General features: G+C 41.5%; 11 protein-coding genes. 3 read left to right on the plus strand and 8 right to left on the minus strand.

What is annotated here, in order from left to right; translation table 11 throughout:
* Positions 1–99: 99 nt before the first annotated feature.
* The 4 genes from ACW6QP_RS12740 to aspS all read right to left on the minus strand — a co-directional run bounded on the left by ACW6QP_RS12740 (position 100) and on the right by aspS (position 4,255).
* A complete protein-coding gene (locus ACW6QP_RS12740) occupies positions 100–294 on the minus strand; it encodes a cold-shock protein (protein WP_457911254.1) in 195 nt (64 codons plus the stop codon).
* Between the two features lie 102 nt (positions 295–396).
* A complete protein-coding gene (locus ACW6QP_RS12745) occupies positions 397–636 on the minus strand; it encodes a hypothetical protein (protein WP_457911255.1) in 240 nt (79 codons plus the stop codon).
* A gap of 3 nt (positions 637–639) precedes the next feature.
* A complete protein-coding gene (locus ACW6QP_RS12750; RefSeq protein WP_457911324.1) occupies positions 640–2,394 on the minus strand; it encodes a chloride channel protein in 1,755 nt (584 codons plus the stop codon).
* Between the two features lie 112 nt (positions 2,395–2,506).
* Positions 2,507–4,255, minus strand: coding sequence for an aspartate--tRNA ligase (gene aspS / locus ACW6QP_RS12755; RefSeq protein WP_457911256.1), 1,749 nt, complete (start codon positions 4,253–4,255; stop codon positions 2,507–2,509).
* 230 nt (positions 4,256–4,485) lie between these two features.
* Here aspS and ACW6QP_RS12760 point away from each other — a divergent pair, with 230 nt between their 5' ends.
* Positions 4,486–4,848 (plus strand): toxin-antitoxin system YwqK family antitoxin, encoded by a 363-nt coding sequence (locus ACW6QP_RS12760; RefSeq protein ID WP_457911257.1) that lies wholly within the window; start codon positions 4,486–4,488, stop codon positions 4,846–4,848.
* 57 nt (positions 4,849–4,905) lie between these two features.
* On the opposite strand, the gene ACW6QP_RS12765 is transcribed toward ACW6QP_RS12760, so the two are convergent.
* The 4 genes from ACW6QP_RS12765 to ACW6QP_RS12780 are packed head-to-tail and all read right to left on the minus strand — an operon-like array spanning position 4,906 to position 11,530.
* Positions 4,906–8,379 (minus strand): efflux RND transporter permease subunit, encoded by a 3,474-nt coding sequence (locus ACW6QP_RS12765; RefSeq protein WP_457911258.1) that lies wholly within the window; start codon positions 8,377–8,379, stop codon positions 4,906–4,908.
* A gap of 4 nt (positions 8,380–8,383) precedes the next feature.
* Positions 8,384–9,580, minus strand: coding sequence for an efflux RND transporter periplasmic adaptor subunit (locus ACW6QP_RS12770; protein ID WP_457911259.1), 1,197 nt, complete (start codon positions 9,578–9,580; stop codon positions 8,384–8,386).
* The gene (locus tag ACW6QP_RS12775) at positions 9,564–10,922 is read right to left on the minus strand and encodes a TolC family protein (protein ID WP_457911260.1); all 1,359 of its coding nucleotides are present in this window, start codon (positions 10,920–10,922) and stop codon (positions 9,564–9,566) included. The genes ACW6QP_RS12770 and ACW6QP_RS12775 overlap by 17 nt, the downstream gene beginning before the upstream one ends.
* Positions 10,923–10,927: 5 nt before the next feature.
* Positions 10,928–11,530 (minus strand): TetR/AcrR family transcriptional regulator, encoded by a 603-nt coding sequence (locus tag ACW6QP_RS12780; RefSeq protein ID WP_457911261.1) that lies wholly within the window; start codon positions 11,528–11,530, stop codon positions 10,928–10,930.
* Between the two features lie 139 nt (positions 11,531–11,669).
* Between ACW6QP_RS12780 and ACW6QP_RS12785 the strand changes: the two genes are divergently transcribed.
* Positions 11,670–12,644 carry a polyprenyl synthetase family protein gene (locus ACW6QP_RS12785; protein ID WP_457911262.1) on the plus strand — a complete coding sequence of 325 codons (975 nt, stop codon included), beginning with the start codon at positions 11,670–11,672 and terminating at the stop codon, positions 12,642–12,644.
* 211 nt (positions 12,645–12,855) lie between these two features.
* Positions 12,856–15,633, plus strand: coding sequence for a 2-oxoglutarate dehydrogenase E1 component (locus ACW6QP_RS12790; RefSeq protein WP_457911263.1), 2,778 nt, complete (start codon positions 12,856–12,858; stop codon positions 15,631–15,633).
* The last annotated feature ends 9 nt before the right edge of the window (positions 15,634–15,642 follow it).

Consider the following 15,642-nt stretch of genomic DNA (forward strand, 5'->3'; position numbering starts at 1 on the left):
AGCTTTCATACCATGAAAATAATACTATCCTGAATTATTTCCAATAAAAAAGAGACTGCCTTTTCAGACAGCCTCTTAATTTTTCGAAATAGGAATATATTACTCGATCACACGAACGTCGCTCGCGTTTACACCTTTTCTTCCTTCTACTTCAACATACTCAACACGGTCACCCTCGGCAATGGTTTCACCATTAAGCCCGGTAATGTGAACAAAAATGTCTCTTCCGGTTTCGCTGTTAGTAATGAATCCGTAACCTTTGGATTCGTTGAAAAATTTAACTGTACCTTCCATTGTAAAAAAATAATAATTAATAAAGTACAAACATAAGAATATAATTTTGAGGTCTTCTTAATAATTTCAAAATTATTTTGAAAAGCTTTTAAAAGCTGAGGCTCAGTCGAGTCCGCGGTCTTTCATGCGATCCATATTCTCCTTGGTGAGAGTGTAGTCTTTGAGCCTTTTTCCCTTCCAGCGTACATATAAAAATATGGGCATAAGTATAAAAGCTGTGGCTAAAACAGCAATTCCTATGATGCGATCGCCTAAAATCACATCGCCGGTACTACGTAGATAAAAACCTACAGCAATGGCGATAAGAATCCCAATTCCTAAAATTTTCATTACTAAATTCATAATCTAAACGGTTACTTCAATTAATTTTTGGCGGTATGCCGTGAGCAATTTCGATTTTGAGATAAACCCTATGTACTTCCCATCCTGTACCACCGGCAAGTTCCAGGCATTGCTTTCCTGAAATTTCCGCATAATTTCCTTCATCGGGTCTTTCTCGATGTCGATCAATTCGGGTGCTCTTTGCATAATTTCACTCACTTTTACCTCATCATACATTTTTTGATCGAACATAATGGGCCTTATATCATCTAACAAAATTATCCCCATGAATTTATCATTTTCATCTAAGACCGGAAAGATATTTCGCGAGGATTTTATCACTCCCTCGTGAATTACATCCCTTAATTTCATATCTATCTTAAGCGGAACAAAATTCTTTTCAATCACCTGTCTAATATTGAGCAAAGTGAGCACGGTTTGATCTTTATTATGCGTGATGAGTTCGCCGCGTGAAGCCAGGTCCATCGTATAAACCGAATGGGGTTGAAACTGGCTGCTTATCATAAATGAAATTGCAGCTGTGATCATTAAGGGAACAAAAAGTTCATAACCGCTGGTGAGTTCGGCGATGAGGAATATCGCGGTTAAGGGCGCGTGCATAATTCCGGCCATAAGCCCTGCCATACCTACCAGTGTAAAATTCCCGACTGAAATCGGATTTTTTAATATCCCGAGATGATTTATGATAAGCGCAAAACAATGCCCCATAGCACTACCCATAAAAAGCACCGGGGCGAAAATTCCGCCAATTCCGCCTGCGCCCAGGGTGAGGGAGGTGGCTACGATCTTAAAAATCACCAACCCTGCCAGTAAAATGACTACTACCCAAATATTATCGAGAAATTCATCGAATAAATTGGTTTGCAGGGCATACATATAATTTTCCTGCAACAAATTATTGATTACATCGTAACCTTCCCCATATAAAGGAGGAATAAAAAAGATGAGGATTCCCAGGCCAAAACCCCCTATGAGAAGCCGGGTTGAAGCCGATTTTATTCGGCCGAACATCTTATTAAACCAGAAGTAAATTCTGGTGAAATAAATTGAGCAAACCGATGCGATCACCCCTAATAAGATGTAAAATGGTACTTCGGAAATCTGAAATTCGTCGGTAAGCTGGGAATGCAGAATAATATCATTTCCGAAGAAAAAATAGGAAGTTAGTATCGCTGAAACCGAAGCCAGGAGCAGGGGTATCATCGAAACCAGGGTTAGATCCAGGCTAAAAATTTCAATCGCGAAAATGATGGCTGCTATAGGCGCTTTAAATAGCGAACTCATCGCTCCTGCGGCTGCGCAGCCTATAAGCAATGTTCTCGAGGCCTGGTTCATCTTAAACAGCCGCGAGAGATTTGAGCTAATTGAGGCTCCGGTTGCCACGGTAGGGGCCTCGAGTCCTACCGACCCTCCAAACCCAACCGTGAGCGGCGCTGTTAAAAGCGAGGCATAAGATTGGAATTTTCGCATTAATCCCTGCCGTTGGGAAATGGCGTATAGGGTTGTAGGAATTCCGTTTCCTATGTCTTTTTTTAAGCCGAATTTTATAATAATCAGGGTAAGCGCTAAACCAATTACCGGAAAGATGAAGTAAAAGGCATTGTGGTAGTTCACGATAAATTCGTCTTCCAGCAATAACTGAATATAATGCGTGAGGTTTTTAATACTCACTGCCACCAAACCGGCCAGGAATCCAATAATGGCACTTAAGATCATCAGGAATTGCTGATTGCTTAAATGCTCGTTGGTCCAGACCATCAATTTGCCGGGAATAGATTTCGCGAAATTCTTCACTCTGTCTCTGAATTTGCGAGTGAAGATAAAAAATCCCGCACAAAGGCGGGATTTTCTTATTTCAATTTAGAAAGATTTATAGGTTTAACTTGAGATGTAGTTCTTTAAGTTGTGCTTCATCCAGTTTTGCCGGAGCATCGATCATCACATCTCTACCCGCGTTATTTTTTGGAAATGCGATAAAATCTCTAATGCTTTCCTGGCCGCCCAGGATCGCTACCAATCTATCAAATCCAAAAGCTATTCCGCCGTGGGGGGGAGCCCCGTATTGGAAAGCTTCCATCAAAAAGCCGAATTGAGCTTTGGCTTCTTCAGGAGTAAATCCAAGAAAATCAAACATTTTACTTTGAGTTTCCTTATCGTGGATTCTAATCGAACCTCCGCCTATTTCGTTTCCGTTTAACACAAGGTCATAGGCATTGGCACGTACTTTCCCGGGTTCGGTTTCCAAAAGCGGAATGTCCTCTTTCTTCGGCGAGGTAAAAGGGTGGTGCATGGCGTGATACCTTGCGGTTTCTTCGTCCCATTCCAACAGTGGAAAATCTACAACCCAAAGCGGAGCAAATTCATCTGCTTTTCTTAGACCGAGTTCGTTTCCAAGATGCATTCGAAGCGCGCTGAGCTGGGTTCTGGTTTTATTGGCATCTCCTGCCATTACCAAAATTAGATCTCCGGGATTTGCTGAGGTTGCACTAGCCCAGGCTTTTAAATCTTCTTCAGAATAAAATTTATCTACTGAAGATTTTAAGCTGCCATCTTCATTGTATTTCGCCCACACCAGGCCGGTAGCCCCAATTTGAGGGCGTTTCACCCAGGCGATTAGCTTATCTATTTCTTTACGGGTATAATTTGCAGCCCCGGGAACAGCGATTCCAACCACTAATTCCTGCTGGTCAAAAACATTAAAACCTTTATTTTTAGCAAGTTCATCGAGTTCGGCAAACTCCATTCCAAAGCGAATATCGGGTTTGTCATTACCATACTTTTTCATCGCCTCGGCATAGGTCATTCTTGGAAATTCTTCAACTTCAACCCCGTTGATTTCTTTCAAAAGATGCCTGGTTAAACCTTCAAAAATGTTTAGAATATCTTCCTGTTCCACGAAAGTCATTTCGCAGTCTATCTGGGTGAATTCGGGCTGGCGATCGGCACGCAGGTCTTCGTCTCTAAAACATTTAACGATCTGGAAATATTTATCCAAACCGCCCACCATAAGCAACTGCTTAAAAGTTTGAGGAGATTGCGGCAGGGCGTAAAACTGGCCTTCGTTCATTCGGCTGGGCACCACAAAATCGCGGGCACCTTCGGGCGTGGATTTAATGAGATATGGGGTTTCAACTTCAACAAAATCCTGGTTAGAAAGGTAATTTCTTACCTCCATTCCTACTTTATGGCGAAATTTCAGCTTATTTTTTACCGGGTTGCGGCGAATGTCCAGATAGCGATATTTCATTCTTAGATCCTCGCCGCCATCGGTTTCGTCTTCAATAGTAAAAGGAGGAGTAAGCGAGCGGTTTAGAATAGTTAATTCAGCAACCAAAACTTCTATCTCTCCTGTGGGAATATTTGGATTTTTTGATTCTCTTTCTATCACCTCACCTTTCACCTGAATCACAAATTCGCGGGCTAGCTCGCGGGCGTGCTCCATAAGTTCTTTGGAAGAGCGCTCTTCATCAAAAATCAGCTGGGTAATTCCGTAGCGATCCCGGAGGTCTACCCAAATCATAAAGCCTTTATCTCTTATTTTCTGAACCCATCCAGAAAGTGTTACCTCGTTTGTAATATGAGCGGCATTTAACTCGCCGGCAGTATGACTTCTGTACATATTTTTCTTAACTAATTAGAGGCGCAAAAGTAAGAAGTAAAAATGGCTTTTGCCTAACCAATTAGCTATAAAAAGAGTGACTAAAGCTTACAAATTTCGGATTTTACATAAGAATAACCTATTGAAATAAAGAATTTTACATCTCCAATGTTAAGTTAATGTTACCTAATTATTTTATTAATGTAAATAAAATGCTATCTTTGTGAAGATAAGATTAATGACATCCTGCTATGAAAACGATCAAAACATTACTATTAACAGCAATTATTGCTGTGGGGGGCTTGAATTTAGCCCAGGCTCAAATCGAGCCTAAATTTGAACAAGATGGTGAATTGATAAAAGGAACATTTTATTATGAAGACGGAAGTATTAGGCAGGAAGGAACGTACAAGGACGGAAAACTCCACGGGAAGTGGGTTTCTTATGATCAAAACGGTAAAAAGGAGGCCCTCGCAGAATACTACCTGGGTGCAAAAACTGGTAAGTGGTTTTTTTGGAACGGCGACCAGTTAACCGAAGTAGATTATAGCAATAACCGAATTGCCGGGGTTAATACCTGGAAAGATGGAAATGCCGTAGTAGATAGAAATTAAAACTATTCTAAATATTAAATAAAAAACCCCGAAGTGCAATCACTTTGGGGTTTTTTATTAGGCTTTGGCAGCTAATTTTTGTCGTCGCCGCTCTTCTATTTTATTGGCAAAATTAACCTTATTGCGGTTAACCAGGTAAAACATAACCGGTACCACCACTAAGGTTAGGAAGGTGGCGAAGATCAAACCAAAAATCACCGTCCAGGCCAGTGGCCCCCAAAAGATTACGTTATCTCCTCCAATGTAAATTCGGGGATTATAATCTATAAATAGCCCGAAGAAATCTATATTTAAACCTACTGCCAGGGGTAATAAACCTAACACTGTGGTTATGGCCGTAAGTAAAACCGGTCGTAACCTGGATTTTCCTCCGCGAATTATACAATCAAAATACTGTTCACGGGTTAACAATTCATCATCGTCTATCCCTACTTCTTTTTTCTTTCGGTCTATAAGAATCTGGGTGTAATCTACCAAAACAATGGCATTGTTAACCACAATACCCGCCAGGGAGATAATTCCCATCATCGTCATAATTATGATGAAATCCATTTGGAAAATAATCAATCCGAAGAATACCCCTACCAAACTAAGCATCACCGCCATTAAGATAATCACAGGTTTTGATATCGAATTAAACTGAGCAACCAGGATCAAGAGAATCCCACCTAAAGCGATAAGCAATGCCTTTATCAAAAAGGCCATGTTTTTCTCCTGTTCTTCCTGTTCGCCGGTAAATTTTAAATTTAAATCCTTCGGAAGCTCATAATTTTTCAATTCGGTTTTGAGTCGGTCTACGATCTCATTCCCATTATATCCCTGCAATACGTTGGAATAAATAGTGATGACCCTTTTCAGGTTTTTTCTTTTTATAGAACTGAACGAGGAGGCCGGTTTGGTGGTGACCATTGCCGAAATAGGTACCTGCACCAATTGTCCCGTATTTTGATCTCTGAAGGTTACAGGTTGATTGAATAAAGCGCTTTGATTATACCTGAAATCTTCCTGAAATCTTACAATAATATCATAATCTTCTCCACCTTGTTTGAAGGTTGAAATTTCTTCCCCATATATGGCCCTTCTTAAGGTTTGACCCACGGCCCCGGTAGAAACGCCAAGTTGCCCTGCTTTTCTGCGATCTACTTTAACTTCAAGTTCGGGTTTGCTTTTATTAACGTCTATATTGAGATCTTCAATCCCTGGAATGCTTAAATCCTGAATATAAGACCTAATATTTTCTGCCTCGGCCAGCATTGCCTGGTAATCTTCTCCGGTAATTTCAATATTGATTGGATAACCTGAAGGTGGCCCTGCGGCATCTTTTTCTACAATTATACTCACTCCGGGAAAGCCCTGTACTGCCTCGCGAACTTCAGAAAGCACGGTGCTACTTGCCACGCCCCGCCGTTCATTGAATTCGCGCATCGAAAGGGTAACTTTCGCCCGGTGTGGCATTTCATTAGACTGGCCGCCGTCGGTCATCGGGTTTCCGGCGCCTTCACCCACCTGAGAAAAAGCCGATTCTACCATAAAGTTATAACCGTCTTCATCTTCATATTTCGAAATTGCCTCATAAATACGCTGTTCCACTTCTTTGGTAAGCGCATTGGTTTTTTCAATATCGGTTCCCTGAGGATACTCTATGTAAGTGATAATTTGCTTGGGTTCATTTTCAGGGAAAAACAAAACCTTTGGCTGCACGATGGCAATTAGAATAAAAGAAACGAATAAAAGAAACAGGGTTCCGAAGAAAAAGAAATAGGCTTTCTTGCCTCTAAGAGCGAATTTTAAGGTTTTCTCATAGACATTTTCCATCCACTTAAGTGCCCGGGTTTGAAAGAAATCTACCCCTTTTGAAAGCACATATTTATAAAGCCATAAAAGGATGGCGCCCAAAATAAGAATATTTCCTATTGCTCTAAAAACCCCGGCCGAAATTGCAAACCCCAGAACGAGTAGAATTATTCCGAAAACTCCTAAATAGGTGCTTACTTTAATCAGGCGTTTTTTGGTGAATTCTTCTTCTTCTGTGCGCATAAATTGCGAGGTGAGCATCGAATTTATGATTAGAGCCACAAAGAGAGAGGAGCCCAGAACTATAGATAAAGTTATGGGAAAAATCACCATAAATTTCCCAATTACTCCCGGCCATAATCCCAAAGGAAAGAAAGCGGCCAGGGTAGTGGCGGTAGAAGCGATTATAGGCCAGGCTATTTCTCCAAGGCCTTGTTTTGCTGCCTTTAGACGGGGCATACCCTCATCCATTAGGCTATAAACATTCTCAACCACCACAATTCCGTTATCTACCAGCATTCCAAGACCCATTACCAGGGCAAAAAGCACCATAGTGTTTAAGGTGTAGCCCATACTGGAAAGGATGATGTAAGAAAGCAGCATAGAAAGCGGAATCGCGATTCCTACAAAAAGCGCATTTCTAAAGCCTAAAAAGAACATAAGCACCAAAACCACCAAAATCACCCCAAAGATGATGTTGTTTACCAGATCATCAACCTGATTTCGGGTGTCTGTAGACTGGTCGTTGCTAAGGCTTATATGAAGGCTTTCGGGCAAATATTCTTCCTGCTCGGTTTTTATTATTTCCTTGATCTTGTCTACCGCCTCGATCATATTTCTGCCGCTGCGTTTTTTGATGTCCAGCATCACCACGGGGTCTCCATATTCACGGGCAAAGGTGGTAGGGTCTTTTTCCCTGAAATTGATATTTGCAATATCTCTCAGGAAAATAAGGCCTTCATCACGCTTTACCACGACGTTTTGAAGTTCCGCAGGGTCCTCGATCTCGCCAATAATCCTGATGTTTTTCTGGCTTCCTCCCGAGATCACATTTCCTCCCGAAATTGTGCGATTTTCGCCTCTTACCGAATTGATGATGTCGTCGAAACTCACCTGGGAGGCGGTCATTTTATAGACATCTACGGCGATCTCAACCTCCATATCTTCAGCACCTCTAATACTGGCTTCCTTGATCTCGCCCAGCAGTTCTATTCGTTCCTGAAGATATTCGGCATATTGTTTTAATTGCTGAACGGTGTAATCACCGGTAAGATTCACATTCAGAATTGGCATTTCTTCTGAAAGGTTGAGGTCAAAAACATTTGGTTCTACTTTGGCGCCATTGTCCATCGTAGGCCAGGTGGTTTCAGCCTTAACCAGGTCTACCTTGTCTTTTACTTTTTGTTTGGCGACATCGGCATCTACATCTTCTTCAAACTCCACAATCACCATCGAGTAATCCTGAAAGGTAGTTGAAGTGATTTCGGTTACGCCACCAATATTGTTGAATTCTTCCTCGAGGGGTTCAGTAATAAATTTCTCGACATCTTCGGCCGAGTTCCCTGGGTTTACCGAGCTCACATAGATCTTGGTTTCAATTACCTCGGGAAAGGTCTCCCGGGGCATATTGTAATAAGACATTAGACCTCCAATTATGATGATGGCCATAATCACGTAGACCGTCATCTTATTGTTAATAGCCCAGGAAGAAAGTTTAAATTCTCTATCTAATTTCATTATTTTAATTTCTTATTTGTACTTCCTGCCCGTCTCTAAGGTTTCTGGCTCCTTCTACAATAAGTTCCTGTCCCGGCTCAAGACCCGAAAGAATCTCCACCTTACCGTCATAATTATAGCCTGTTTCTACCTGTACCTGTTTAGCAGTGCCCGTAGCATCATTCTCTGAAATTTCAAGAACATAAACCAGGCTTTCTCCAAGGGCATTGGTAAGCAAACTGTTTTCGGGAATTATGATGCTGTTTTCTGCAGAATAATCATTGAGATGAATGGTAGCTATTTGATTGGGTTTAATATTTCCCGCTTCTTTAGGCACATCGATTTGAACATTAAAACTGCGGTTGTTAGGATTGATGAAATTGCCAACCTGCCTAACCTTGCCATCAAAGCGCTTGCGTGAGGAAGCCAATTCAATCTGCACATCACTCCCCACTTCAATCTGATTGAGATATGACTCGGGTACTGCAGCTCTTATATACATATTATTAAGGTTAATAAGCCTGAATAATGCATTTTGCCCGGGGTTCACTACCTCGCCTTCTTCGCTTATCACCTCGTCTATCACCCCGCTGAACGGAGCCCTCACCACGGTTTTCGAAATTTGTGATTTTAACTGGTTTACCGAATTTTGAAGCGCTTCATAATTGGTTTTGGCTTCCAGGTATTGAATCTCAGAACCAATATTTTGATTCCAGAGCCTTTCCTGTCTTTCAAAAGTGGTTTTTGCCAAAGTAGCTCTGGCTTCCAATTGGGCGAGTTCGCTTGAAAGTCCGCCGTCGTCGATTCGGGCTAAAACCTGCCCGCGTTGCACCTGCTGGCCTTCTCTAACATTTAACTGACTAAGAATTCCTGAAAATTCGGGATAGATTAGAATATTCTCATCGGTAGTAACGTCTCCCTGAACTTCAGCATAATGTTTAAAGACGGTGTCTTTTAAAGTCATCGTGGTTACCAGATCCAGGCGGCGGGATTTGTCCAGTCTTTTAATCGCCTCGTCTAACTGGTCGATTTTGGCGCTAAGCTCACTTTGTTGCTGGCCAAGTCTGGCTTTTTCGGCTCTTATTTGTTCGAGATCTTCGGTTTCAATTATCTCTTCCAGCTCACGGTTTTCTTTATTTCCGCAGGAAAAAAGACTGCTGCTTAAGGCAACTAATAAAATCGCACTTATAAATTTTACTGAAATTTTATTTTTGGTTCTCATCGTTATATTTTGAAGTATCTAGTAAATTTTCTAATTCTGCTTTTGAAGTAATCACATCGAGCATAGCCTGGAGCAAATCCTGCTGGGCGCTGTAGAGTTGGCGTTGGGCTTCACTCAATTCGAAACTGCTGGCAATCCCTTCAAAAAATTTCACCTGGTTTTTTCGCTCAATACGCTCGGCCAGTTGCAGATTTTTCTGCAGGTTCTGGTAATTTTCGAGATTGTATTCATAGTCGGTTCTGGCCGAATTGATTTGGCGAATCACATCGTTTCGGGTTTGCTCCAGCTCCAGCATAGCCTGGTCGTATTCGATTTCTTTTTGCTGAGTCCTGGCACTTCGCATCCCACTGCTAAAAATTGGAATATTAAGGCTAATCCCTAAAACCGACTGTCCAAAATAATCCTGGTCTGAATTGAAGAAAGTAAAGCTATTGCTGAAACCCTGCACGCCATAATTTAAATATCCGCTTAAGCTGGGCAAAGCCTTCGATTTTTCCAACTTCACCTGAATTTCGGCCGATTCTGCCGAGTTTTTAGCAATTCTATAATCTATATTTTCCTCTACATTGATATCTTTTTCAAGCAGGGAAAGATCGAAATAGCGCATCGTGATGGTCTCTAATTCATCGGTTAAAATAAGAGGCGTTTCTACGGGAAGGCCCAGGCTGAGATTTAGAATCTCATAGGCAATATCGCGCATTCTGCTGCTTCGGTTAAGGTTGTTTTCCAGGCCAATGAGAGTGATCTCCAATTGTTCAACATCTTCTTCTTCGGTAAGACCATTTTCAAAGATTTTTTGGGTCTCGTCGAAGGTTTTCTGAAGGTTGTCGCGATTTTTGGTGAGAATCTCAACGCTTTCTTCGGCCAGCAAAACATTTCCGTATGCGTTGATAATCGCTTTTTTAACTTCCTGGGCTGTCTTGGTTTTGGCGTTTTTAGAGATCTGCAAAAGCGTTTGTGCCGATTGCACCCCAACGATATAAGAGCCATCGAAAATAAGCTGATTCCAGGTTGCTGTGGCGTTTAGGTTTTGTTTGGTTCCAAAAACCACCGGCACAAAAGTCCCCGGTTCGCCGCCTGCAATCTCACCCGGGATAAGGGTAACCGGTTGCTTGATATAGCGTTGGTAATCTCCCGTGGCGCTAAGTTGCGGTAAGCCCTGGGCGATGATTTCCCATTTTTGTTTTATGGCCTTATCTATGTCTTTCTCTGCGATTTGAGAATTGAAATTATTCTGAATTCCAAACTCCAGCGCCTCCTGCAGCGAAAAACTTCGGGGCTGAGGTTCCTGTGAAAACAGGAAGGCCGGAAAGATCATAATAATGAGTAAGCTGAGTCTCATAAATGTTATTTGAAATTGGTTTGATATTGATTTAATACTTCCCTTCCTTTTTCTGTGCAAATAGAATTTAGATGGTATTCCAGATAATACTGAAGCAATTTTGCGGTGCTGTATTCTTCCTGCGGAAAAAGATCCAGGTCTTTTATGGCGAGCATTCCGGCAAAGTGAATGCGACTTATAAAAGATATGGGTAAATTACTGCGATAATGCCCACTGGTAATCCCGCTCTCCAAATTACTGGTCACAAATTGCTGCATTATTTCGAACTGGCGTTTACGGGTTTGCACGTAAATTTTGGGGTAATATTTCTTCAGTTGAAACTGGGGCGCCGATTGTTCGTTTTTTAGAATTTCCATCGTGTATTTTTTCATCTGGAAAATCTCTTCTATAGCATTGTACTTGCTGTCCTGCATTAATTGTATGCCTTCGGTAATATCGGCTATAATTTGGTTTACACTGGCTTCGATTAGTTTGGTTTTGGTGGAAAAATGGGCATAGATGGTTTTTTTCGAAATGGCCATTTTTTGCGCAATATCGTCCATCGTAACCGTTTTGAAACCTTCCTCCAAAAACATATCTATCGCCGTGGCTATAATTTGTTCTCTCACCTGCTTTGAAAATTTCGGCAAAAGTACGTCCTGGAAACTTATCAAGCAACAAAAGTTTCCGAAGATTTCCAAAAAATTAACTTTAGGGCAAAATTTGTAAACCGCCCAATTATGGTATTTTAGCACAAAAATTTTTTACATGTTGTCTGTATCACAGTATAGGGAAGCTTTTTCTGAATATCTTGAGAACCATAATTCCTTAAAGGAACCGAGGAATCTGTATGAACCCATGCAGTACATTTTAGGGCTGGGGGGTAAGCGTCTAAGGCCGGTATTGGTTTTAATGGCAGCCGATATTTTAGGGGCAGACCATCATAAAGCTATGGATGCCGCTCTGGCCATTGAAATTTTTCACAATTTCTCCCTGGTACACGACGATATAATGGATGATGCTCCCTTAAGAAGAGGAAAGCAAACCGTACACGAGAAATGGGATATCAATACGGGGATCTTATCGGGTGATGCTATGCTCATTAATGCTTACCAGCTTTTTGAAAATTACGAAGGCGATACTTTTAAGCAATTGGCAAAATTGTTTAGCCGCACCGCGATCCAGGTATGTGAGGGTCAGCAATATGATATGGATTTTGAAACCCGGGAAGATGTAAGTATAGAAGATTACCTAAAAATGATCGAGTATAAAACCGCGGTTTTGGTGGGTGCCTCTTTGCAGATGGGCGCCATCGTAGCCGGGGCCATTGAGGCCTGCCAGGAAGCTTTTTATGAATATGGCCGCCTGCTTGGGATAGCTTTTCAGCTTCAGGATGACTATTTGGATGCCTTTGGTGATCCCGAAAGTTTCGGCAAACAACTGGGAGGGGATATTATCGAAAACAAAAAAACCTTCCTGTATCTAAAAGCATTGGAAACTTCAGGCAAAAGAGAAGCCCGGCAGCTGGAACATTTATATAGCATTAGCCCTATAGAGAACTCGGGAAAGATCGATGCGGTAAAACAGATTTTTGACCGGAGCGGGGCTGCCGAACTCACCCGGCAGGAGATTGAAAAATACACAGAAAAAGCTTTTAAAGTTCTGGACGAAATTGAGGTTGATGAAAAGAGAAAAGAACCTCTTCGAAATTTCGGAATGAGCTTAATGAACCGGCAGGTTTAATTTCAAAAGCCATTTTTTAAGCTCCTGGTCTCCATCTTAATATTTTCAGGCATTCTAAACTGTTAGTGATTTATCCCTAATTAAAACCAGATTAGAGCTGTTAAATTTCTTATAATCCATAGGATAAATATATAGTTCGCTAAGGCCTGTTTTTATCAAAAATTGTATTTTTGCTGTGTTTTGTATTAAAAAGACACATTAGCTTCCACCTATGGATAGATTCTCATTTCTAAATGCCGCACATACCGCATATTTTGCCGACCTATACGACCAGTACTTAAAATACCCCGATAGTGTAGAGCCCAGTTGGAGGGCTTTTTTTCAGGGTTTTGATTTTGGAATGGAACATAACGGGGTTTCCCCCGAAACTCTTCAGGAAGCACCTGTAGAATTTAAAGAAGGAGAAATTCCCGATTTTGTAGTTAAGGAATTTCAGGTAATTCGACTTATAGACGGGTACCGCACCCGCGGGCACCTGTTCACTCAAACCAACCCGGTAAGAGAGCGAAGAAAATATACCCCAACCCTCGATTTAGAAAATTTTGGCCTTTCTGATGCCGATCTTGACACTGTTTTTAATGCCGGCGAACTTTTAGGTATTGGACCAAGCCCGCTTAAACGAATTGTTGAGCATCTTAAGAATGTGTACTGTAAGAGTATTGGGATCGAATATATGTTTATTCGTAAGCCTGAAGAGATCGAATGGTTTCAGCAAAAACTTAATGTCAACGAAAATCAGCCTTCTTTCGATAATGAGGGGAAAAAACAAATTCTCAAAAAGTTAAATGAAGCGGTTTCGTTTGAAAGCTTTCTGCATACCAAATATGTAGGGCAAAAACGTTTTTCATTAGAAGGCGGGGAAAGTTTAATTCCTGCTCTCGATGCGCTTATAGAAAAAGCTGCTGAAAAAGGCGTTAAAGAATTCGTGATGGGAATGGCACACCGAGGCCGGTTGAATACCTTAACCAATATTTTTGGGAAAAGTGCCAAGGACATTTTTAGTGAATTCGATGGCAAGGATTATGAGCAGGATATTTTTGACGGGGATGTGAAATATCATCTTGGATGGACTTCCTGTCGCATTACCGATAACGGAAATGGAATCAATATAAATATAGCTCCCAACCCTTCTCACCTGGAAACGGTGGGGCCTGTGGTTGAAGGAATCGCACGTGCCAAACAGGACAGAAGATACCAGCGCGATAACAGCAAAGTACTACCTATCCTGGTACACGGAGATGCGGCTATCGCCGGCCAGGGTGTGGTTTATGAGGTAGTGCAAATGGCACAACTTGAAGGCTACGGCACCGGCGGAACAATTCATATTGTAGTAAATAACCAGATAGGTTTCACTACCAACTATCTTGATGCGCGTTCGTCTACTTATTGTACCGATGTGGCTAAAGTTACCCTGTCTCCCGTACTTCACGTAAATGCCGATGACGCCGAAGCGGTGGTACACGCCACATTATTCGCTCTTGAGTTTAGAATGCAATTCAAAAGAGATGTATTTATAGATCTATTGGGGTATAGAAAATACGGACATAATGAAGGAGATGAGCCAAGGTTTACCCAGCCTAAGCTCTACAAGGCTATTGCCAAACATAAAAATGCCAGGGATATCTATGCTGAAAAACTGAAAGCCTCAGGCATTATAGACGATGAATATCTTAAAAAGCTGGAAGCCGATTATAAGGCTGAATTAGAGGAAAATCTTGAAGATTCCCGTAAAGAAGAAACCACTAAGATCACTCCTTTTATGGCCGATGAGTGGGAAGGTTTCGATTCTGTTGCCGAAGATAAAATGATGGAGGCTGTAGATACTACATTTCCGCTTGAAAAGCTTGACAAAGTAGCCGAAGCTGTTTCCCAGCTTCCAGAGGATAAAAAATTTCTACGTAAGATCGTTAGACTTATCGAAGGAAGAAAGAAAATGTACTTTGAAGACAATAAGCTAGACTGGTCTATGGCCGAGCACCTGGCTTACGGCTCGCTTTTAACCGAAGGTTATAATATTAGAATTAGCGGGCAGGATAGTGAAAGAGGTACTTTCTCTCACCGTCACGCTATTGTAAAAGTTGAAGACAGCGAAGAAGAGATCATCTTACATAATAATATACCAGACAGAGACGGTGATATTTTTGTTTATAATTCGTTGCTTTCAGAATATGGAGTGGTAGGTTTCGATTATGGCTATGCGATGGCAAGCCCTAAAACACTTACAATTTGGGAAGCCCAGTTTGGTGATTTCGTGAACGGGGCTCAAATTATGATAGATCAATATATCTCGGCTGCCGAAGATAAATGGAAACTTCAAAACGGATTGGTAATGTTCCTGCCACACGGCTATGAAGGCCAGGGGGCAGAGCACTCTTCAGGAAGAATGGAGCGTTTTCTTCAGCTTTGTGCGACCGATAATATGTATGTGGCCGATGTTACTACTCCGGCAAACATGTTCCATTTGTTGAGAAAGCAAATGAAGGCCAACTTCAGGAAGCCACTTATCATCTTTACTCCAAAGAGTTTATTGAGACACCCAAAAGTGATTTCAACCAAAGAAGAATTTGCTGAAGGTAGCTTTAAACCTGTGCTGGATACCGATAATGCTGAAGCTTCAAAAGTTAAATCCCTGGTGTTCTGTACCGGGAAATTCTATTACGATTTACTTGAGCAGAGGGAAAAGGATAATAGGGAAGATGTAGCTCTGGTGAGAATAGAGCAATTATTCCCGTTGCCAACTTCAGAAATGAAAGAAATTATCGAAAAATATAACAAGGCAGAAGATGTGGTTTGGGCCCAGGAAGAACCCAGAAATATGGGAGCTTACGGGCATATGCTGCTTCATTTCCCTGAATCCCGAAACTTTAGGGTATGTAGCCGTAAATTTTACGGCTCCCCGGCTGCAGGTAGTGCCGTAAGATTTAGAAAACGGCACGACAGGGTAATTGCCGAGGTTTTCGATAAAAATCTTGCTGAAGACAATAAATAATAAAAAAAG

This window comes from Salegentibacter haimaensis (genome assembly GCF_054121495.1).

What these genes read in the sequence shown, in the direction of transcription:
- ACW6QP_RS12775 (WP_457911260.1), bottom strand. Translation starts at nt 10,922, where the DNA reads ATGAGACTCAGCTTACTCATTATTATGATCTTTCCGGCCTTCCTGTTT.
- ACW6QP_RS12790 (WP_457911263.1), top strand. Translation starts at nt 12,856, where the DNA reads ATGGATAGATTCTCATTTCTAAATGCCGCACATACCGCATATTTTGCC.
- ACW6QP_RS12760 (WP_457911257.1), top strand. Translation starts at nt 4,486, where the DNA reads ATGAAAACGATCAAAACATTACTATTAACAGCAATTATTGCTGTGGGG.
- ACW6QP_RS12750 (WP_457911324.1), bottom strand. Translation starts at nt 2,394, where the DNA reads ATGGTCTGGACCAACGAGCATTTAAGCAATCAGCAATTCCTGATGATC.
- ACW6QP_RS12745 (WP_457911255.1), bottom strand. Translation starts at nt 636, where the DNA reads ATGAATTTAGTAATGAAAATTTTAGGAATTGGGATTCTTATCGCCATT.
- ACW6QP_RS12765 (WP_457911258.1), bottom strand. Translation starts at nt 8,379, where the DNA reads ATGAAATTAGATAGAGAATTTAAACTTTCTTCCTGGGCTATTAACAAT.
- aspS (WP_457911256.1), bottom strand. Translation starts at nt 4,255, where the DNA reads ATGTACAGAAGTCATACTGCCGGCGAGTTAAATGCCGCTCATATTACA.
- ACW6QP_RS12740 (WP_457911254.1), bottom strand. Translation starts at nt 294, where the DNA reads ATGGAAGGTACAGTTAAATTTTTCAACGAATCCAAAGGTTACGGATTC.
- ACW6QP_RS12785 (WP_457911262.1), top strand. Translation starts at nt 11,670, where the DNA reads ATGTTGTCTGTATCACAGTATAGGGAAGCTTTTTCTGAATATCTTGAG.
- ACW6QP_RS12770 (WP_457911259.1), bottom strand. Translation starts at nt 9,580, where the DNA reads ATGAGAACCAAAAATAAAATTTCAGTAAAATTTATAAGTGCGATTTTA.